17 protein-coding genes and 4 tRNA genes are annotated in these 17,612 nt (G+C 67.9%); 9 read left to right on the top strand and 12 right to left on the bottom strand.

What is annotated here, in order from left to right; all coding sequences use genetic code 11:
- Nucleotides 1-9: 9 nt before the first annotated feature.
- From msrB to ABIC25_RS01310, 4 genes are all read right to left on the bottom strand, one after another.
- Entirely contained in the window at nucleotides 10-441 is a 432-nt protein-coding gene (msrB, locus tag ABIC25_RS01325; RefSeq protein WP_101818957.1) for a peptide-methionine (R)-S-oxide reductase MsrB, read from the bottom strand.
- Nucleotides 442-478: 37 nt separating this feature from the next.
- Nucleotides 479-1,783: a glycosyltransferase family 87 protein gene (locus ABIC25_RS01320; protein WP_354559614.1), complete on the bottom strand. Its 1,305-nt coding sequence runs from the start codon at nucleotides 1,781-1,783 to the stop codon at nucleotides 479-481.
- Nucleotides 1,784-1,843: 60 nt separating this feature from the next.
- Nucleotides 1,844-3,454, bottom strand: coding sequence for an alpha/beta hydrolase (locus ABIC25_RS01315; protein WP_354559612.1), 1,611 nt, complete (start codon nucleotides 3,452-3,454; stop codon nucleotides 1,844-1,846).
- A 76-nt stretch (nucleotides 3,455-3,530) separates the two neighbouring features.
- Nucleotides 3,531-4,331: a pyrimidine reductase family protein gene (locus tag ABIC25_RS01310; RefSeq protein WP_239403481.1), complete on the bottom strand. Its 801-nt coding sequence runs from the start codon at nucleotides 4,329-4,331 to the stop codon at nucleotides 3,531-3,533.
- A gap of 35 nt (nucleotides 4,332-4,366) precedes the next feature.
- Here ABIC25_RS01310 and zapE point away from each other — a divergent pair, with 35 nt between their 5' ends.
- Nucleotides 4,367-5,380 carry a cell division protein ZapE gene (zapE, locus tag ABIC25_RS01305; RefSeq protein ID WP_239403482.1) on the top strand — a complete coding sequence of 338 codons (1,014 nt, stop codon included), beginning with the start codon at nucleotides 4,367-4,369 and terminating at the stop codon, nucleotides 5,378-5,380.
- An 88-nt stretch (nucleotides 5,381-5,468) separates the two neighbouring features.
- Here zapE and ABIC25_RS01300 read toward each other — a convergent pair whose 3' ends face one another.
- Genes ABIC25_RS01300 through ABIC25_RS01290 form a run of 3 tightly spaced genes read right to left on the bottom strand, consistent with a single transcriptional unit; the run spans nucleotide 5,469 to nucleotide 8,825 of the window.
- Nucleotides 5,469-6,044, bottom strand: a complete 576-nt coding sequence (locus tag ABIC25_RS01300) for a GNAT family N-acetyltransferase (protein WP_354559610.1) — start codon at nucleotides 6,042-6,044, stop codon at nucleotides 5,469-5,471.
- Entirely contained in the window at nucleotides 6,041-6,859 is an 819-nt protein-coding gene (locus ABIC25_RS01295; protein ID WP_354559608.1) for a sulfurtransferase, read from the bottom strand. The genes ABIC25_RS01300 and ABIC25_RS01295 overlap by 4 nt, the downstream gene beginning before the upstream one ends.
- Nucleotides 6,860-6,881: 22 nt before the next feature.
- Nucleotides 6,882-8,825, bottom strand: coding sequence for a flavin-containing monooxygenase (locus ABIC25_RS01290; protein ID WP_354559606.1), 1,944 nt, complete (start codon nucleotides 8,823-8,825; stop codon nucleotides 6,882-6,884).
- Between the two features lie 138 nt (nucleotides 8,826-8,963).
- Here ABIC25_RS01290 and ABIC25_RS01285 point away from each other — a divergent pair, with 138 nt between their 5' ends.
- From ABIC25_RS01285 to ABIC25_RS01270, 4 genes are read left to right on the top strand one after another with little or no spacing between them, the layout of a single operon-like run.
- Nucleotides 8,964-9,602: a nitroreductase family protein gene (locus ABIC25_RS01285; protein ID WP_064571775.1), complete on the top strand. Its 639-nt coding sequence runs from the start codon at nucleotides 8,964-8,966 to the stop codon at nucleotides 9,600-9,602.
- Nucleotides 9,599-11,209 carry a class I adenylate-forming enzyme family protein gene (locus ABIC25_RS01280; RefSeq protein WP_354559604.1) on the top strand — a complete coding sequence of 537 codons (1,611 nt, stop codon included), beginning with the start codon at nucleotides 9,599-9,601 and terminating at the stop codon, nucleotides 11,207-11,209. The genes ABIC25_RS01285 and ABIC25_RS01280 overlap by 4 nt, the downstream gene beginning before the upstream one ends.
- Nucleotides 11,190-11,834 carry a TetR/AcrR family transcriptional regulator gene (locus tag ABIC25_RS01275; protein ID WP_004018814.1) on the top strand — a complete coding sequence of 215 codons (645 nt, stop codon included), beginning with the start codon at nucleotides 11,190-11,192 and terminating at the stop codon, nucleotides 11,832-11,834. The genes ABIC25_RS01280 and ABIC25_RS01275 overlap by 20 nt, the downstream gene beginning before the upstream one ends.
- Nucleotides 11,831-12,925, top strand: a complete 1,095-nt coding sequence (locus ABIC25_RS01270; RefSeq protein WP_354559603.1) for a CaiB/BaiF CoA transferase family protein — start codon at nucleotides 11,831-11,833, stop codon at nucleotides 12,923-12,925. The genes ABIC25_RS01275 and ABIC25_RS01270 overlap by 4 nt, the downstream gene beginning before the upstream one ends.
- 51 nt (nucleotides 12,926-12,976) lie before the next feature.
- On the opposite strand, the gene ABIC25_RS01265 is transcribed toward ABIC25_RS01270, so the two are convergent.
- From ABIC25_RS01265 to ABIC25_RS01255, 3 genes are all read right to left on the bottom strand, one after another.
- Nucleotides 12,977-13,051: transfer RNA gene (locus ABIC25_RS01265), tRNA-Val, on the bottom strand.
- A 21-nt stretch (nucleotides 13,052-13,072) separates the two neighbouring features.
- A tRNA-Cys gene (locus ABIC25_RS01260) sits at nucleotides 13,073-13,146 on the bottom strand.
- A gap of 22 nt (nucleotides 13,147-13,168) precedes the next feature.
- Nucleotides 13,169-13,241 (bottom strand) — tRNA-Gly (locus tag ABIC25_RS01255).
- Nucleotides 13,242-13,494: 253 nt separating this feature from the next.
- Here ABIC25_RS01255 and ABIC25_RS01250 point away from each other — a divergent pair.
- Nucleotides 13,495-13,569, top strand: a tRNA-Val gene (locus ABIC25_RS01250).
- A gap of 83 nt (nucleotides 13,570-13,652) precedes the next feature.
- Here the strand turns inward: ABIC25_RS01250 and ABIC25_RS01245 are convergent.
- A complete protein-coding gene (locus ABIC25_RS01245) occupies nucleotides 13,653-14,414 on the bottom strand; it encodes a GTP pyrophosphokinase (RefSeq protein ID WP_354559602.1) in 762 nt (253 codons plus the stop codon).
- Between the two features lie 247 nt (nucleotides 14,415-14,661).
- On the opposite strand from ABIC25_RS01245, the gene ABIC25_RS01240 reads away from it, so the two are divergent.
- Both ABIC25_RS01240 and ABIC25_RS01235 read left to right on the top strand, forming a co-directional pair.
- On the top strand, nucleotides 14,662-15,036 hold the full coding sequence (locus ABIC25_RS01240) for a DUF732 domain-containing protein (RefSeq protein WP_354559601.1): 375 nt from the start codon (nucleotides 14,662-14,664) through the stop codon (nucleotides 15,034-15,036).
- The gene (locus ABIC25_RS01235) at nucleotides 15,033-15,386 is read left to right on the top strand and encodes a DUF732 domain-containing protein (protein ID WP_354559600.1); all 354 of its coding nucleotides are present in this window, start codon (nucleotides 15,033-15,035) and stop codon (nucleotides 15,384-15,386) included. The genes ABIC25_RS01240 and ABIC25_RS01235 overlap by 4 nt, the downstream gene beginning before the upstream one ends.
- Before the next feature lie 90 nt (nucleotides 15,387-15,476).
- Here the strand turns inward: ABIC25_RS01235 and ABIC25_RS01230 are convergent, their stop codons facing one another.
- Entirely contained in the window at nucleotides 15,477-16,010 is a 534-nt protein-coding gene (locus ABIC25_RS01230; RefSeq protein WP_354559598.1) for a hypothetical protein, read from the bottom strand.
- Nucleotides 16,011-16,158: 148 nt separating this feature from the next.
- On the opposite strand from ABIC25_RS01230, the gene ABIC25_RS01225 reads away from it, so the two are divergent.
- Nucleotides 16,159-17,556 carry a glycosyltransferase 87 family protein gene (locus ABIC25_RS01225; RefSeq protein ID WP_354559597.1) on the top strand — a complete coding sequence of 466 codons (1,398 nt, stop codon included), beginning with the start codon at nucleotides 16,159-16,161 and terminating at the stop codon, nucleotides 17,554-17,556.
- Nucleotides 17,557-17,612: the final 56 nt, after the last annotated feature.

The following is a 17,612-nucleotide window of genomic DNA, read 5'->3' as shown; positions in this document are numbered from 1 at the left end:
GAGCGGACGCTAGTCGGCGGACTCCAGCTTGAGGCTGATGCTGTTGATGCAGTAGCGGAGGTCGGTGGGGGTGTCGTAACCCTCACCGGCGAAGACGTGACCGAGGTGGCTCTTGCAGTTTGCGCAGAGCACCTCGACACGCCGCATGCCGAGTGAGTTGTCCTCGACCTCGATGATCCTGTCACCGGCCAACGGGGAGAAGAACGACGGCCAGCCGCAATGCGATTCGAACTTCTGCTCGCTGCGGAACAACTCGGCGTCGCAGGCGCGGCACCGGTATACCCCGACCGTCTTGGTGTCGGTGTACTCGCCGGTGAACGGTGCTTCGGTGCCTGCCTGGCGCAGGACCCGGTATTCGGCGGGGGTCAGGCGCTGCTTCCACTGGTCGTCGGTCAGATCGGCGAGATTCTCGGCGTCGGTCGACGGGGTGCTGTCGGTCATGCCCTCCACGGTAGCGCGCCTGGCCGGACCGACTGTGTCAGCGCTGTTTCGACAGGCTGACCGCGTCCTCGGCGCCGGTGGCCGTGTCGGCGGAGGCGTCGATCCCGCCGGCGGGGACACGCGGCGCATCGGACTCCGGCCGGACCGGCGGCACCATGCCGGCCACCCCGTCGGACCGCATGTCGAGGTAGCGGAACAGCAGCGAGCAGAACACCGCGATCATCAGCAGCGACCAGCCCCACGTGACCTTGTTGTACTCGACCATCCAGCCGAACGCCGTCCATCGGTCGGAGTAGAAGCCGTCGAAGGTCATACAGCCGTAGACGCCGAGCCACGCAGGCCAGTTGCGCATCGGCGACCCGGGGAGCAATACCGTCATGAGCAGCGGGAACAGGAGCATCGAGTAGTAGCCCTGACCGAGTGAACCGACCAGGAACGTGGTGCACAGCAGGACTCCCGACGAGACCGCCAGCCACATCAGCTCGTTGGTCTTGCGGTAGTAGCGGTACAGGAACCACAGCGAGAACGCGGCCATCAGCACGAACGCCGCGCGCAGCAGCAGGATCAGCCACGGGGCGACACCGAAGTAGGCACCGTTGCCGGCGATCGAGCTGTTGTAGTAGTCACGCGCCTCCCCGAGGTACGGGACCGTCCGACTGATGAAGTCGTTCGCGTCGACCGAGAGGGGCCAGGCGACGACCGTCAAGACGACCGGGATGACGATGGCGAGGGCGAACACCCGCCACTGGCGGTTGAGCAGCGGCAGGAGCATCAGGGGCGCCAGCACCGGCTTGACGGCCAGGGTCAATCCCATCGGTACACCGGCCCACCAATCGTGCCGGTTGAGCATCAGCATGAGGAATGCGATCAGTCCCAGCAGTACGAACGAGTTGAAGTTCGTGAAGATCAGTGTGTGCGAGACGGTCTCGGTGCTGAAGAAGAAGAACAGGACCGTCGGCATGACCCACGAGTCGAGGGCGTAGCCGAACATCCGGGTGAGCAGGTAGGCGCAGATGAGAAGCGCGATGACGCTGACGGCGATGAAGGCCCAGCGGGCGCGCTCGTAGTCGATGATCGCCACCGGCGCCATCAGCAGGGTGCCCGACGGCGGGTAGAGGTAGTGCGGGTCGACGGTGGCGTAGTTCTCGCCGTAGACCGGCAGGTTGTTCAGGAAGTTGTAGGCGGCGGCGTACACCGGCTTGAAGTCGTCGGTGCGGTCACCGTTGACACCCAGGAACACCGAGCGGTGCACGACCATGAGCAGGCTGATCGGCCACAGGACCATCGGGATGATCCGTTGAGCACTCATCGGTGGATAGAGATACCTGTCGAGATTCGCCACCCGCGAACCGTACTACGCTCGCCGTCGAGCTCAGAACCCCGAGCGCGCCTCCGGCGTTGCTCAGGTCGGGCAGCCGCGTTGAGTCGGCCCCTGCAGCGGGGCCCGGTCGACATACTCGGTGACCACCTCGGCGGCACAGGCGCTCCGGCCCAGCACCGAGAACCCCAGTCCGTCCCAGGCGACCGTCACCGGTTCGGCGTCGGCGTTCATGAACAGCGGGACCAGGGCGGCGGCTCCCTCGCCGCCGTTGATCGGGTCGCGTGTCCCGTTGAGGATCAACGGGTCGGCCGGCAGCGACGTGGGGGGCCGGACCGGATTGCCCGAGGCCCAGCCGTTGCACCGGACGAGCGAGAGCGCGCTGTCGGCCCCGGTGAGAGGGTTCTGCTTCGACCACGCGTCCACGAGACCCGGCACCTCGTTCTGACCGACCGGTCCGGTGACGTCGTTGCACCGGGAGACCAGGGCGCCGTCGGGAAGCCGGAGGGTGGCGGCGCGATCGGCGAGACGGACGAGCGCGGCGGTCTGCCCGCGGTCGGCGGCCGCGATCGCGTCGGCGAGGTCGAGGAGTGACTGCGGCCGGTCCGAGGCGAGGGCGAGGGTCGTCGTGATCGCGTTGAGCGCGGCGGTGTCCGACAGGGAGGGGAGCTGGCCTGCGCGCGCCTTGGTCAGCACGCGGGTCATCGTCGCGACTCCATTGGTGCCGAGGGCGCAGCCGCCCAGCGCCGAACAGCGCTGTGCGAAGCCCTGCAGCGCCACCTGGACGCCCCGCGCCTGTGACAGGGCGCGGTCGCGCGCGTTCGCGCCGAACGGCGTCGGGGTGTCCAGGATGATCCGCCCGGCGCGCCCGCCGTACAGGGAGGCGTAGGCGAGCACGACATCGGAACCCTCGCCGGCGCCGATGAGTCCGAGGTGTTCGACCCCCCAGCGCTGCCGAAGGGACTCGAGATCTGCGGCGGCGTTCGTCGCCCCGAAACTCAGCTGGTACGGGGTGAGTGTCTCGGTACAGCCGTCGGACGCCGACGACGCTGCCGATGCGAGCCGGGAGATCCGCGCGTCGGTGGTCGTCCCTCGATCGGTGAGGCCGTTGTTCGCGATCGTCTCGCGTTCGAGTCGGGTCATGCAGTCGATGTCGGTGCTGAGTGGGATCCCGCGATGGTCGACCGCGACCACCGGGTGCGACGCGAGGAGCGCCCGTCCCGGTCCGGCTGTCATGACCATCAGGGTTCGCGACGACGGCAGGTCCGAGCCGGAGGTGAGGACGAGCGGCGCGGCATCGGGTGGCGTCTCGGTCGTCCGGGCGCGGGTCACCGCGATCGAGACCGCTTCGCCGTCCGGCTTGTCGCGGTCGATGGGCGAGTCGTACTCGGCGCACTCGATGGTCACACCCTCCGGACGTGCCACCCCGTACCGTTCGGTCGTCTCGGCGGCACAGTCACTCCACGCCAGATCGGTCTTCGGCGCCGCGAGCGCCGGCACCGGCGGGGCGGTCGACGAGGACGGGGCAGGCCCCTGCTGGCCGCCGCCACCCGGGATCAGGTCCGGTCCGCGATCGGGGCCGACGGCACAGGAGGACAGGACGATCGCCGCGACCGCGCCGGCGACGACACCCGCGAGAGCCCTCGGACGGGTGCGTGGTACTACGCCGACGGACGGGGTGTGCGCTCTTGGCATGTCCGCGAGAGTAGTCAACGCCACCGCGAAGACGCCCCGGCCGGGTGCGGGGGCGCGTCGGGATGGGACCGGCGGGTCACCGGGTCGACGAGCGCCCGTGGCGGAGCCATCGGGTGAACACGAACCCGTCGTCGTCGGTGAGGATCGACGCCGGGCGCAGCGCGTGCAGGACGGCGGATGCTCCACCGGACTCCGCGCCGCCGGTGGTCACGATGCGTCCGGCGTCGCCGCCCACCAGGTGCGGGCTCGTGGTGAGGCAGAGTTCGTCCAGGGCGTCGGCGGCCACGAGGGAACCGAGCAGACGGGGTCCGCCCTCGCACAGCACGCGGGACCATCCGCGGTCGGTGCAGTGTTCGAGGATCGCCGACGTCGCGACGGTGTCGTCACCACAGTCCACCAGCGTCGCGCCTGCGTCGATCAACGCGCGTCGACGATCCGCGGGGGCGTTCGTGCAGGTGAGGACGACCGTGTTCGGGTCGGCGACGGGCTCGAAGTCGGGTGGGATGGACAACGACCGAGACACCAGCGCCAGTGCCGGCGCGGGTGCCTGCCCCAGCGATTCGCGATGCGCGGCGAGCGCGTCGTCGGCCTGGGGCCGGCCGTACCCCTCGGTGGTCGCGGTACCGGCACCCACGAGGATGACGTCGGCCAGTCCGCGCAGCACGCGGAACAGGGCCTTGTCGCCGGGTCCGCCGAGTCCGCCGGATTTACCGTCGTAGGTGACCGCACCGTCGATCGACGACACCATGTTGGCGCGCACGAAGGGGGTGGCGGCGTCGGAACCCGACGCCGGGCGCGGTGGGTACCGGTACAGCTCGGCCAACCGGCCCAGCTCGTCGTCGGATGTGACCTGGGTCGCTTTCTGCAGGTGGAACATGTGTTCATCATTCCGCGGATGGCTACTCTCCACACATGGTGGCCCGACTCTGCGATCGCAACCCTGCGACCTCGCCCGACGCACTCATCGACGAGATGGTGCCCCCGTCGACGTTCGACGACGTGAGCTTCGACTCCTACATCCCGGACCCGAACGAGCCGTCGCAGGCCGAGGCGGTGGCCAAGGCGCGCGACTTCGTCGTGCGGGCGTCGAAGGCGCGCTCCGGGAAGAAGGGCCTCTTCTCGCGGAAGGCGCCGGCCCAGGGAGTCGGTCTCTACCTCGATGGCGGTTTCGGCGTGGGCAAGACCCACCTGCTGGCATCGATCTACCACTCGATGCCCGCGCCGAAGTCGTTCGCGACGTTCGTGGAGGTCACCCACGTCGTCGGTGCGCTCGGCTTCGTCAACGCGGTCGAGCGGCTCTCGCAGCACACGGTGCTGTGTATCGACGAGTTCGAACTCGACGACCCGGGCGACACCATGCTCGTCTCCCGCCTGCTCACCGAGCTCACCGCCAAGGGCGTCTCGATCGTCGCCACCTCGAACACGCTTCCCGGCCAGCTCGGCGAGGGCCGGTTCGCCGCCCAAGACTTCCTGCGGGAGATCCGCAAACTGTCCGCGGTGTTCGAGACCATCCGTGTCGACGGCCCCGACTACCGCCACCGTGACCTGCCACCCGCGCCGGAGCCGCGAAGCGAGTCCGAACTGACCGAGATCGCCGAGTCCACCGAGGGGGCGACCCTCGACGACTTCGACGCCCTGTGCGATCACCTCAGCACGCTGCACCCGTCGAAGTACAAGGATCTCGTCGACGGCGTCTCCCTGGTCTGCATCTCGGGAGTGCACCCGGCCGAGGACCAGTCGGTGGCGCTGCGCCTGGTGGTGCTCGCCGACCGCCTGTACGACGCCCACATCCCGGTCACCGTCGCCGGCGCGAAACTCGACGAGATCTTCACCGACGAGATGCTCGCCGGCGGCTATCGCAAGAAGTACCTGCGTGCCACGTCCCGCCTGCTCGCGCTCTCGCGGTTCGCGGAGTCGGCTGCCTGACAACGTAACCGGCAAACCCACCCCTTTTCCGTAAACCCAGCCGGTCCGAGCGCGGTGGGTTTACAGAAAGGGGTGGGTTTGCGTCGGCTCACAGACGTTGCGTGAACACGTAATCGTGTTCGGTGCTCTCCCCGAGGGTGAAGGTCTTCACACCGACGCGTTCGAAACCCATCTTCGTGTAGAACCGCTGGGCGCGGGCGTTCAGCTGATTCACCCCCAGCCAGATGAGCGTGCTGCCGTGTGACCGTGCGCGTTCGATCGCGGCGCCCATGAGCAGATGCGACGGGGTCGCGCCCTGCCGCGAATGGTGGTCGCGCAGCACGTACATCTTGGACACCTCGCTCACCGGACGTTCGGTCACGACCGCGCAGACGTCGGGGTGTGCCGGTTCGGTGTGCATCACGAGCGCGTAGCCGAGGATAGGGCCGCCGACGCCGTCCCGCGCGACCAGGACATCGGCGCGCGGATCGGTGATGTGGGCACGAAAGTTGCTCTCCCGCAGGTTCGCCGCGACGAACTCGTCGATGTCGGCCGGCGACGCATGCGGTGGGCACGCGAGCGGAAACGTGATGGCGGCGACCTCGGCGACACCCCCCGCCGCCGCGGGGTCGGTCACGACCTCGACGACGACCTCGGTCGTATCGGTGACATCGGAGCCGCTCACGACAGCGGGCGGGCCGGGTCGGCGGTCCAGGCGTTCATCGACCCGTCATAGACGGCGACGTCGTCCCGGCCGAGGGTGCGCAACGCGAATGCGGCTGCGGTGGCGGCGATCCCACCGCCGCAATAGGTGACCGGTCGCACCGACGGGTCGAGGGCGCCCGCGTTGTCGAACAGTCGGCGGAGCTCGTCGAGCGGCCGGAGCCGGCCGGCGTCGTCGACCAGTTCGGCGAACGGCACGTTGACACCGCCGGGGATGTGGCCGCCCGCGAACGATTCCCGGTCGAGTGCGTTCACGAGCAGGACGGACGGATCGCCGGTGGCGGCGGCGACCTCGTCGGTGGACACGATGCGCTCGGACCGGCGGCTCGGGGTGAATGTCGCTGCCGGACGGGTGACCTCGCCGGTCTCGACCGGCAGGTCGGCTGCGGTCCAGGCGCTGTATCCGCCGTCGAGGACGAGCACGTCGTCGAATCCCTCGAGTCCGAACTGCCACCACAGGCGCGTGGCCCAGATGCCGTTCACGGTGTCGTAGACGACGACGGTCGAGTCGTCGCCGATCCCCAGCCCGCCGATCGCCGTGGCGAACCGAGCCGAGTCGGCCGCGGCGAAGGGAGCTTCGCCGTCGGGATCGCTCAGATCGGCGATCTGGTCGGCGAACACCGCGCCGGGCAGGTGACCGGCCAGATAGGTGTCCCGGCCGGAGGCGACATGTGCGCCGTCGGCATCGAAGGTCAGGTGCACGGTGGCGTCGACGATGCGCAGGTTCTCGTCGTCGAGACGAGCGGCGAGGTCGGTGGCGGAGATGAGCGAGGTCATGACAGACACCGTAGTCCCGCCGTCATCGGAGGGGTTCGGTGGTGAAGTCGGCGAGCTCGACGCGGCGGGTCTTGTCCCAGTAGTCGACGATCCGCCACGGCAGGACGGCGACCACGCGTCCGTCGGGGTTGCGATACCAGTTGGTCATCGCCGGATGCGTCCACACCATCTGCGCGTGGGCGCGGTCGACGGCGTCGTTGTATACCTCGGTGACGTCCCGCCGGACTTCCATTGCGCCCAAACGGTTCTCGATCATAGCGCGGATGGCGTCGCAGACGTAGCGCACCTGGTATTCGAGGATGCTGATGAAGCTGCCGCCATGTCCCAGTGCGGTGTTCGGTCCGGTGAGGATGAACAGGTTGGGGAAATCGGGCGCGGTGATGCCGAGGTAGGCATACGCGTCGTGGTCACCCCACGCCTCGACCGTGTTCTGCCCGCTGCGCCCCACGATGTCCATGGGGTAGAGGTAGCGATCGCTGTGGAACCCGGTCGCGAAGACGATGATGTCGAAGTCGTGCGCGGCGCCGGTGCCGTCGACGAGTCCCTGGGACGTGACCCGCTCGACGCCGTGCGGGACCAGTTCCACATTCGGCCTGCGCAACATGCGAAACCAGCCGTTGTCCAACAGCATCCGCTTGCCGAAGGGCGGGTAGTCGGGAGTCGACAGTTCGATGAGGTCGTCGCGGTCGCCCAGTTCGGTGCGCAGGTAGCGCAGGTAGAACTCGCGGTGACCGTGGTTGACGGCGTTGATCGACGCGGTCGGCTCGGGCCACTCCGGGTCGACGCGCAGGGTCGAGTGGACCTTGTCGTTGAAGATCCACGACAGACGTGCGCGGTACCACTCCCGGTACCCGGGGAGATTGTCCATCAGCCAGTGCACGGCGTCGCCGACCGGTGCGAAGTAGTCGTCGTTCGGCGCGATCCACTGCGGTGAGCGCTGGAAGATCGTCAGCGACCCGACCCGATCGGCGATCGCCGGCCCGATCTGCATAGCGCTGGCGCCGGACCCGACGATCGCCACCCGCTTGCCGGTGAGGGCGTCGGGCTCGTCGAGTTCGTCGGGCCACTGGGCGGAATGGAAGATCGGACCGGTGAAGTCGGCCAGGCCCGAGAGCTGGGGGAGCTTGGGGCGGTTGAGGAGTCCGACCGCGCTCACCAGGATCCGGGCCGTGAGGGTGTCCTGACGGCCGTCGCGATCCCGGACGTGGACCGTCCAGCGCTGGGTGTCGGCGTCGTAGGTCGCCGAGATGACCTCGGTGCCGAAGCGGACGCGATCACGCACCGCGTGCCGGTCGGCGAAGGCCTGAAGATAGCCCTGCACCTCGTCGCGTTTGCCGAAGTGCGTCGACCACGGGTGGTCGAAGGACGAGATGGAGTACAGGTAGCTCGGCGTGTCCACGCCCGCGCCGGGGTAGCGGTTCTCGTACCACGAGCCGCCGACCTCATCGTTCTTCTCCAGCACGGTGTGCTCGACGCCGGCTTCGGCGAGTTGCGTGGAGATCAGCATGCCGGCCACCCCGGCGCCGATCACCAGCGCGTCGATCGACGTGGCGAGATCGGCGGGCACGGTCGGCAGGTGTGTACCCCGTAGGTCGCCGTGGACGATCTCGGTCATCATCGGCGCGAATTCCGGGGCCACCTGCTCGCCCGCGGTGAACGACATCAGTGCGGCCACGAGTGTCTCGTCGGCGGGCGTGCGCGTCGGCTGCCCCCGGTCGTACCAGTCGTCGAGAGCCTCGACGACCGCCTCGCGGATCTCCTGCTGGATGTCCGCTGCGAGCCCGCCCGAGGAGTTGTCGTCCATGCCGCGGCTGCGGGTCGGCCGGTATCGGTCGGTCATCCACCGGCGGTCACCGGTCATCTCCACGAGAACGGCGAGCAGGGTCGGGATGTTGCCGGCCGCGACCGCCGCGCGGATGTCCGCGGTGCGCGGCCGGGTGTCCGAGGGCGAGGAAACGGATGTCATGACTAAAACTAACCACTGTTAGTACTTCGACGTCAATACCGGATCGATGCACTCCTGGCGGCTATTGACGTCGCGAATCGGGTGTGTAAGTGTGTGCTCAGTCATACTAACAACGGTTAGTGATCACGGAGGGTTGACATGGAACTCAGCGAAGCAATGCGCACCACGGGCACCTGCCGCTACTTCAGCGAGCGGCCCGTCGAGGACGAGGTGCTGTACCGGGCGTTCGACGACGCGCGATTCGGCCCGCAGGGCGGGAACCGTCAGCCCGTCCGCTGGGTGGTCGTCCGCGACGAGACGACGAAGAAAGCTCTCGCCGACCTCTACCTGCCGTTCTGGGAGGGTTACTACGCCGCGGTCGTCGAGGGTTCGAAGAAGGTCGGCGCGATCCCCAAGACCGTGGAGAGTGCCAACTACTTCGCCCACCACCTCGCCGAGGTGCCGGCGCTGATCGTGGTCTGTGCCGAGATGGACGGTCTGCATCCCACCGACCACGAACTGGGCAGGCTCAGCGTCGTCGGCGGGGCGTCGATCTACCCGAGTGTCCAGAACCTCACGCTCGCGCTCCGGCAACAGGGCGTGGCGACCGCACTGACGACCCTGCTCTGCGCCGCCGAGAACGAGGTGAAGGACCTGCTCGGCATCCCCGACGGCTACCTCACCGCAGCGCACATCGCCGTCGGCTACCCGCGCGACGACTTTCCCCGCAAGCTGACCCGGACCCCGGTCGAGGAGATCACCTTCCTCGACCGCTTCGACAACCGGATGTTCGCGTGAGTGCCCCCGCCATGAACCCGACCACGCGCGCCCTGTCGCCCGCACAGACCTCGATGCTCGGCCGGGCCACCATCGGTGACCAGCTCCGACGACTGGCCCGGTCCCAGGGATCGACCCCGGCGATCGTGGCGTACGACGCACAGGGCGGACGGACGTCGACGTCCTACGCCGAGCTCGACGCGATGGCCAATCGCGTCGCGCATGTTCTGCTCGACCTCGGCGTCGGGCGAGGGGACCGGGTGGCGGTGATGAGCCGCAACCGCGTCGAGACGGTCGCCACCTACTACGGCGCATTGAAGGTCGGCGCCGCGTACTCCGGCGTGAGCCCGATGTTCCGCGAAGGCGAGGTCGCACAACAGCTTCGCCACCTGGAGCCGACGGTGCTGGTGGTCGAACAACCGCTGTCCGCGCTGGCCGGCCCCATCGCCGACAGTCTCGGCATCTCGGTCCTCGTCGTCGGCGACCCCGAGGGGAACTCGTGGAACTCCTTCGACGAGTCGGTGGCCGCGGCGGACGACTCCGAACCGCAGTGTGAGGTCGACGAACACGACCTCGCGATGATCGTCTACACCAGCGGGACCGAGTCGACACCCAAGGGCGTCGAGATCGCCCACCGCAACTACCTCATCTCCACCTCGCCCGCGTACACATGGGGACTGCGCTGCCGCAACGACGACGTGTGGCTCTACGTCATGCCCTTCCACACCATCGCCGGGATCGGTTCGCTGACGTCGCTGACGCTGCTGGGTGCCACCCTCGTCCTGCCGGCCGCGGTCGACCCGGCGACGGCGTTGCGGATGATCCGGGACGAGAAGATCTCCGTCCTGGCGCAGACGCCGACGTTCTTCATCGCACTGGCCAATCACCCCGATTTCGGCCCCGACACCGTGGGTACGGTGCGTCGCTGCCTGACCTACGGCGGCCAGGTGTCGCCGCACGCGGTCGACGCGTGGGCCGCGGCCACACCCGAGTCCGTCTGGGGCACATACTGGGGACAGTCCGAGCTCACCCAGCTCGGCTCGGTCGGCTGGTTCCGGCGGCTGGAAGACGTACCGGACCAGGACCCGACCTGGATCGGCAAGCCGGTCGGGCACCTGGAGGTCCGGGTCGTCGACGCCGACGGCAACGACGCCGATGAGGGCGAGCTGCTGTGTCGCACACCGTCGGTCATGCTCGGCTACTTCAAGGACCCCGAGCGCACCGCGCAGGTCTTCGAGGGTGGCTGGGTGCACACCGGTGACATCGTCCGCATCGATGCGGAGGGCAACCTGTTCTTCCGCGACCGGCGCAAGGACATGATCAAGACCGGCGGGTTCAACGTCGCATCGCAAGAGGTCGAGCGTGTCCTGCAGGCGCACCCCGACGTCGAGCGCGCCGCCGTCGTGGGGCTTCCGGACCCCTATTGGTCGGAGGCCGTCACCGGCTTCGTGGTCCTGCGCGCGGGTGCGGAGGTGAACGGCGACGACATCCGTGAGTACTGCCGCACCGACCTGGCAAAGTACAAGGTGCCCAAAGAGGTCCACGTCGTCGACGCACTGCCGACCGACGCCCAGGGCAAACTGCTCAAGCGCGAGTTGAGGAAGGCCTATGGAACCGGTCAGGGCTGAGGACGACGCCGTCTCGGCAGCCGACGATCAGCGGCAGCGAACAGATCGACGGCCACGCCGGCGCCGCGACGAGATCGTCGAGGCCGCCGCGGGATACTTCGCCGAACACGGATACTCCAACGCCGGGATGCGTGACATCGCGCAGGCGGTCGGCATGCGGGGCGCGAGCCTCTACAACCACTTCCAGTCCAAGGAGGAGATCCTCTACGCGATCGCCCTGCGGATGACCGAGGATCCGCAGCAGGACCTGTTGCTGCTCGACGGCGAGGGCGGTCCCGTCGAGCGGTTGACCAACCTGATCGAGGCGCATGTCCGGCGGTTGGCACGACACCGGGTGGAACACCTTGTCGCCCTGCGGGAGCTGTCGGCGCTCACGCCCGAGCATCGCCGCGTGGTCACCGACTATCGCAAGTACTACCAGCGTCGGATCCGCGACGTCATCGATGCCGGCGCGCGGCTGGGCCTGTTCGAGGTTCGCGACCCGCACCAATCGGCGATCGCGGTGCTCGATCTGATGAACGGGATCAGCTGGTGGCTCAACGACTCCCACGACGTCGACCAGTTGGTGCGCGACTACGTCGACTTCACGATCGGTGGCGTTCTTCACCACCGTCCGGCGTCGTGAGCGGCCCGCTCGCCGGCGTGCGGGTGGTCGAGATGCCCGGCCTCGGGCCGACCCCGCACGCTTGCATGCTGCTCGCGGATCTCGGTGCCGACGTCATCCGGATCCGGCGCCCCGGCCCCGATCTGCCCGGGCCCGACGGTATCCCGGATGCCGACGCAGGTCTGTACCGGTCACGGCGCAGCGTCGACGCCGATGTGAAGGATCCCACCGACCTCGCGCGCATCCGCGAGTTGGTCCTGCGCGCCGATATTCTCGTCGAGGGTTTCCGGCCGGGTGTGATGGAGCGCCTCGGCCTCGGGCCCGAGATCTGCTCCGACGCTCCGCAACTCATCTACGCGCGGATGACCGGATGGGGCCAGAGCGGTGACCGCGCCGCCACTGCGGGACACGACATCAACTACCTGGCCGTCACCGGTGTGCTCGAGGCGATGGGTCCGGCCGGATCGCCACCGGTGCCGCCGCTGTCGCTCGTCGGCGATTTCGGTGGGGGATCGATGCTGCTCGTCGTCGGGGTGCTGGCCGCCCTGCACGACCGCACGCGTACCGGCCGCGGTCAGGTGATCGACGCCGCGATGGTCGACGGTGCCGGACTCCTCGCCGCGCTCCAATGGTCGTGGAAGACGGCCGGACGCTGGGGTTCTCGGGATCAGGGCAACCTGCTCGACGGGTCGGCACCGTTCTACGCCACGTATCGGTGCGCCGACGGCAGATTCGTCGCCGTCGGTGCGCTCGAGGAGAAGTTCTGGCGGAACCTCGTCGACACCCTCGGGGTGGGCGATCTGCCCGATCGGTGGGACCGGGCCTCGTGGCCGGTGATCGGCGCGGCACTGCAGGCCCGCTTCGGTACGCGCACGCGCGACGAGTGGGGGAGCGTCTTCGCGGACGTGGATGCCTGCGTCACACCGGTTCTCGACTTCGACGAGGCCGCCGTGGACCCGGTCGCGGTGCAGCGGGGCTCGTTCGTGCGCGTCGACGACGCGATCGCCCCGGCGCCGGCACCCCGCTTCTCGCGGACCGTGTTGCCGGCTCCCTCCGCGCCGTCGGCGGCGTCGCTGGGGGAGATCGTCGACGAGTGGTCGGCGGGCGACTAGCTCAGACGTATGCCAACGAAAAACCCCCGGGGCGACCCGGGGGTTTTGTCGTGGTGCGCGATACAAGGATTGAACTTGTGACCTCTTCCGTGTCAGGGAAGCGCTCTCCCACTGAGCTAATCGCGCGGGTATCAAATTGTGTAGCGGTGGAGGTGGCGACGGGAATCGAACCCGTGTACACGGCTTTGCAGGCCGTTGCCTCACCACTCGGCCACACCACCAGATGCGAGTCGACTCGCGCCGAGCGGATGACGGGATTCGAACCCGCGACCCTCACCTTGGCAAGGTGATGCGCTACCAGCTGCGCTACATCCGCATGCCCACGAGCGATCTTGTGGATCTTGCTGCTCGCGGTGCGAAGAGAAACTTACGCGATGGTTTCCGAACTATCCAAATCGCCTGGTCAGAAGCGTGGGACGAGGCGAATCCCCAGCATGTGATTCACCAGGCGACCCGAAACTCCTCGCTGTGACGTGGCCCACCGTCGGAATTTGGGACTTCTGCGCAAGCCGTGTAATCTTCTGGCTCGTGCACAGGCGCCCCTGGCATCGACAGCAGGCGCCCGACACGGTCCCGTGGCTCAGTGGAAGAGCGTCCCGTTCACACCGGGAAGGTCGCTGGTTCGATCCCAGCCGGGACCACCAGATCACAAGAGCCTCGCCGGATTTCCGGCGAGGCTCTTGTCGTTGACCGGGTTCCGCGACATCCGAATCCGCCGGCGGGGAGGTCAGGGTGCTTCCGGCCGGCCTTCCTCGACCTCCGGCCACGACGAATGCTGCCTCAGATACCGGATCACGTCGTCGTCGATCTGGTCGCGCCCGGAATCGGGCCCGTCGCCGTGAACCTCGGCGTGCAGCCGTTCCATCCGTTGATCCAGTTCGTTCGCGGTGCGAGCCGCCGAGGCGAGCTCGGCGGACAGATGATCGGGGACGCGGCCGTCGTACTTGTAGAAGATCTTGTGCTCCAGCGACGCCCAGAAGTCCATCGCGACGGTTCGGATCTGGATCTCCACCACCACCTCGACGGGTCCGGTGGACAGGAAGACCGGGATCGCGACGATCGCGTGCAGACTCTTGTAGCCGTTGGGCTTGGGTGCGGCGATGTAATCCTTGATCTCGATGACGCGGATGTCGTCGTGCGAGGTCAGGGTCTCCAGGATTCGATAGGTGTCGGCGATGAAGCTGCACGTGACGCGGATGCCCGCGATGTCGGTCAGCTGGGAGCGGATCGTGGGCAGGTCGGGGGCGATACCCTTGCGCATGGCCTTGCGCAAGATGCTCTCCGGTGTCTTGACCCGCGAGGTCACGTGCTCAATGGGGTTGTAGTGATGCAGGTGAAGGAACTCGGTGCGCAGGATGGTGACCTTGGTCAGGATCTCGTCGACCGCGAACTGATGTTCCATCTGGAATCGGGTCATGTCGCCACGCAGTCGCGCCAGATCACCCAGGATCTCGCGGTCGGTCGGACTGTCGCTGTCTCCTGCGGTCATCGGTCCTCCACTTTCTCGCTCCGATGGACGCACAACCTGGCCATCGACCATCGACGATAGAAGCAGCGGCAGCGAGCTGCGCCACCCGTACGCGACGGCGGATCGAATTCACCGTTCAGTGCGACGTTCGATCGATCGGATGAACAATGCCATCGGCCCCAAGTCCTGGTGCCTCAGATGGATACGATGCGGCGGCGGTTGTAGCGATCGGTGGCTCACAGCTGCAGGCGGATGCTCGGAGGCAGACATGACCAAACGGTATGGCCGGCTCGGCGGGCCGGCCGTGCTCGCATCGGCTGTCGTCCTCACGCTTGGCGCAGGTGGCGCCTCGGCAACGCCGAGCGACTATCTCGCTGTTCTGGCGTCGCACGGGATCTACACCACAGCACCCGGAGCGGCGTCGTGCTTCGACTACCCCGACGACGGCACCAGCGGCTGCACCAGACGATTCATCACAGCTGACGACGCACTTCACACCGGCAACTGGGTCTGCGGCCAGTTGGCCACCGGCCGATCACCCTCATCTATTGCCCATGGGTTGTACACAGCGGATGGATTGTTCCTCAGCAAGGAGAACTCTGCCGTCGTCGTCAACGCCGCACAGAAAGAGCTTTGCGAATGAAGCGACTCATCACCGGAATCCTCGCCACAACGGCGTTGAGCGCAGGACTGCTCGCGGGTGTCGGGCAGGCATCGGCCATCACGGTCGCCGAACAGTCTTTCGTCAACAAGGCGCGGACGTTGCCCACTGCGGCTTGGCCGAACAGTAGGTACACCACCGACGCGGAGATGGTGGCGGGCGGGTACCGAGCCTGCGGCGTCATGGACCGATACCGGAACACTCAGGTTGCGGAACGGATTTTCTACAACCCTGATGGCAGCTACGAGCCCGCGTACGAGCAGCGACTGTTCCTGCTCTACGCGACCCAGGACCTCTGTCCTCGGCACGCGTATCGCTACGAGAACTTCTGAGGGGTCTGTCGACGAACGCCTCCGCTGGACAGCGATGGCAGTGGTAGTTGCCGCACCGGAGTTCGGTGGGTGTAGCACGTCCGGTCGCGGTCAGTAGGGACTGCACCCCTGAACGAACACGGGCCGGTATGGCTGTCCCGCAACCGCATCGACGTCGGCGAGAACCCGGGCCAGCACGACGACCGCGGCATCCGCTGACCGCTGCTGCGGCGCGGCGAGGAGCGCGTAACCGTGCCGCATCGTCACCGTGGCGAGGATGCGCACCTGCCAGCCCGGCGCGTCGGCCGGCGGTGACTGGATGGCGTTCAGGACGCGGCAGGTCGACCGCTGCGCGAGCTTCTCGCCGGCGTTCCCGGCCGACAGGTCGACCAGTGCCTCGATCGCACGCTGTTGGTCTGGCCGGAGCGCGGCGTCGTCGGGGAGTGGCCACGGATCGATGTGTGGGCGCACGGGCTCAGACGGGGTGTCGACGGCGATGCGAATCGGTGGCGCCGGACCCTCGACCACGGGATCAAACGCGCCGGCGCGCGTCATCGCCGCCGGTTCGATGCCGCTGCCCGTGCAGGCGGCGATGGTCAGTGCCAGAGTTGCCGCGGCGAGTGTGCCGAGTGCTTTCGGTGGCATGGTGTCGTCCCCAAGGTGATCTCGTCACCCACCGAGATCGACGGTAGTCCGGCCCGGGCCGTCGGGACCGGGCTGTCTGTCGAACAACCGACCTCGTCACGCGGCGTTTCGCGTGAGCGGGCTCACAATTGGGGCGTACTCTCGCCGCGTGGCCGCGAAGACTGCCGTCGATCTGCCGGAGTCGCCACGTGCTGTGCCCGCACCGATCCCGACGGCGGCGATCGTCGTCGCGGCCGTCGTCGCGCTCGGGGTGATCGCCTGGCACGTCGCGGCATTCCCCATCACCAACCCGTTCTACGGACTCTTCGAGAACGCCACCGATGTCCGTGTCTACCGCGCAGGCGCTGCCACGGTGCTCGACGCCGGACCGCTGTACGACGCCCCTGTCCTGTGGCGACTGCACTTCACCTATCCGCCGTTCGCCGCGGTGGCCTTCGTCCCGCTCGCCCTGCTCACCGAGACTGTCGCCAACATCGTGTGGTGGACAATCGGATTCGCGGCGCTCTCCGGCGTCGTCGCGATGTGCCTCCGCAGCCTGAACCGCCGCTTCGATACCCGCCTCGGCGTGTTCGCCGTGCTGATCGCGATCGCGTCCACCGCCCTCGAACCCATCCGCACGACCATCTGGCTCGGGCAGGTCAACCTCCTGGTGATGACGCTCATCCTGGTCGACCTGGTGTTGCTCGGGAAGAGTTCGCGGTGGCGCGGAGTCGCGATCGGGATCGCGGCCGGGATCAAACTGACACCGCTGTTCGCGGTCGTCTACCTGGTGGCGAGCCGGCAATGGCGTGCGGCCGGTACCGCGGTGGCGACCTTCGCGGCGACCGTGGCCATCGGATTCGTGCTCATCCCGGGCGATTCGTGGGCCTACTGGACCCGCCACCTGACCGAGACCGACCGTGTCGGCCGGGCCGATTCGCCCGCCAACCAGTCGATACGCGGATCCGCGTCACAGTTGTTGGCCCACTTCGACATAGGACGATTCGCCGAGCGCGCGCCCGGCGGGCCCGTCTTCGTGGCGCCGACCTGGTTGTGGCTACCGCTCGCGGTGATCGTCGCCGGTCTCGGGCTGCTCGCCGCGGTGCTCGCCCATCGCGAGTCGCGCGACCTCCTGGCGGCGACGATCGTCGGGATGACGATGTGTGCGGTCTCGCCCTTCGCGTGGGGACACCACTGGGTCTGGTGCGTACCCCTCTTCATCCTCGGGCTCGACCTGGCCCTGCGGCGGGGGACGACGGCTCGTACGTGGTGGTACTGGCTCGCCCCGACAGGCGTGGTGGGCCTGACGTTCACCTGGTGGCGGCACTGGTGGGACAGCGGGCCATATCTGACGTCGGATCACGCGATCGCTCTGGGGCTGTTCATGATGCCGCGTGACCCACCTGGCTCCCTCGTCGGGGACGTGCTGGTCGTTCTCTACTCGGGGTGTTACCCGCTGCTGCTCGCGGTCACGGTGTCGGCGACCCTGGTCGACGCTGCGCGGACGCGACACCGGCGTCGTACGTCGACACTGTCGGCGCCGGAGGACGCTGCCTCGATCGCGTAGCCTGGACGTCACTTTTCCGGCACGTACGGCCGGGACGCACACCGGCCCCACACATC

Source organism: Gordonia sp. PvP123, assembly GCF_040547295.1.
GTDB lineage: Bacteria > Actinomycetota > Actinomycetes > Mycobacteriales > Mycobacteriaceae > Gordonia > Gordonia terrae.
This window is presented reverse-complemented; position numbering and strand designations above follow the sequence as displayed.

What these genes read in the sequence shown, in the direction of transcription:
- msrB (WP_101818957.1), bottom strand. Translation starts at nt 441, where the DNA reads ATGACCGACAGCACCCCGTCGACCGACGCCGAGAATCTCGCCGATCTG.
- ABIC25_RS01315 (WP_354559612.1), bottom strand. Translation starts at nt 3,454, where the DNA reads ATGCCAAGAGCGCACACCCCGTCCGTCGGCGTAGTACCACGCACCCGT.
- ABIC25_RS01310 (WP_239403481.1), bottom strand. Translation starts at nt 4,331, where the DNA reads ATGTTCCACCTGCAGAAAGCGACCCAGGTCACATCCGACGACGAGCTG.
- zapE (WP_239403482.1), top strand. Translation starts at nt 4,367, where the DNA reads ATGGTGGCCCGACTCTGCGATCGCAACCCTGCGACCTCGCCCGACGCA.
- ABIC25_RS01295 (WP_354559608.1), bottom strand. Translation starts at nt 6,859, where the DNA reads ATGACCTCGCTCATCTCCGCCACCGACCTCGCCGCTCGTCTCGACGAC.
- ABIC25_RS01290 (WP_354559606.1), bottom strand. Translation starts at nt 8,825, where the DNA reads ATGACATCCGTTTCCTCGCCCTCGGACACCCGGCCGCGCACCGCGGAC.
- ABIC25_RS01285 (WP_064571775.1), top strand. Translation starts at nt 8,964, where the DNA reads ATGGAACTCAGCGAAGCAATGCGCACCACGGGCACCTGCCGCTACTTC.
- ABIC25_RS01275 (WP_004018814.1), top strand. Translation starts at nt 11,190, where the DNA reads ATGGAACCGGTCAGGGCTGAGGACGACGCCGTCTCGGCAGCCGACGAT.
- ABIC25_RS01245 (WP_354559602.1), bottom strand. Translation starts at nt 14,414, where the DNA reads ATGACCGCAGGAGACAGCGACAGTCCGACCGACCGCGAGATCCTGGGT.
- ABIC25_RS01240 (WP_354559601.1), top strand. Translation starts at nt 14,662, where the DNA reads ATGACCAAACGGTATGGCCGGCTCGGCGGGCCGGCCGTGCTCGCATCG.
- ABIC25_RS01235 (WP_354559600.1), top strand. Translation starts at nt 15,033, where the DNA reads ATGAAGCGACTCATCACCGGAATCCTCGCCACAACGGCGTTGAGCGCA.
- ABIC25_RS01230 (WP_354559598.1), bottom strand. Translation starts at nt 16,010, where the DNA reads ATGCCACCGAAAGCACTCGGCACACTCGCCGCGGCAACTCTGGCACTG.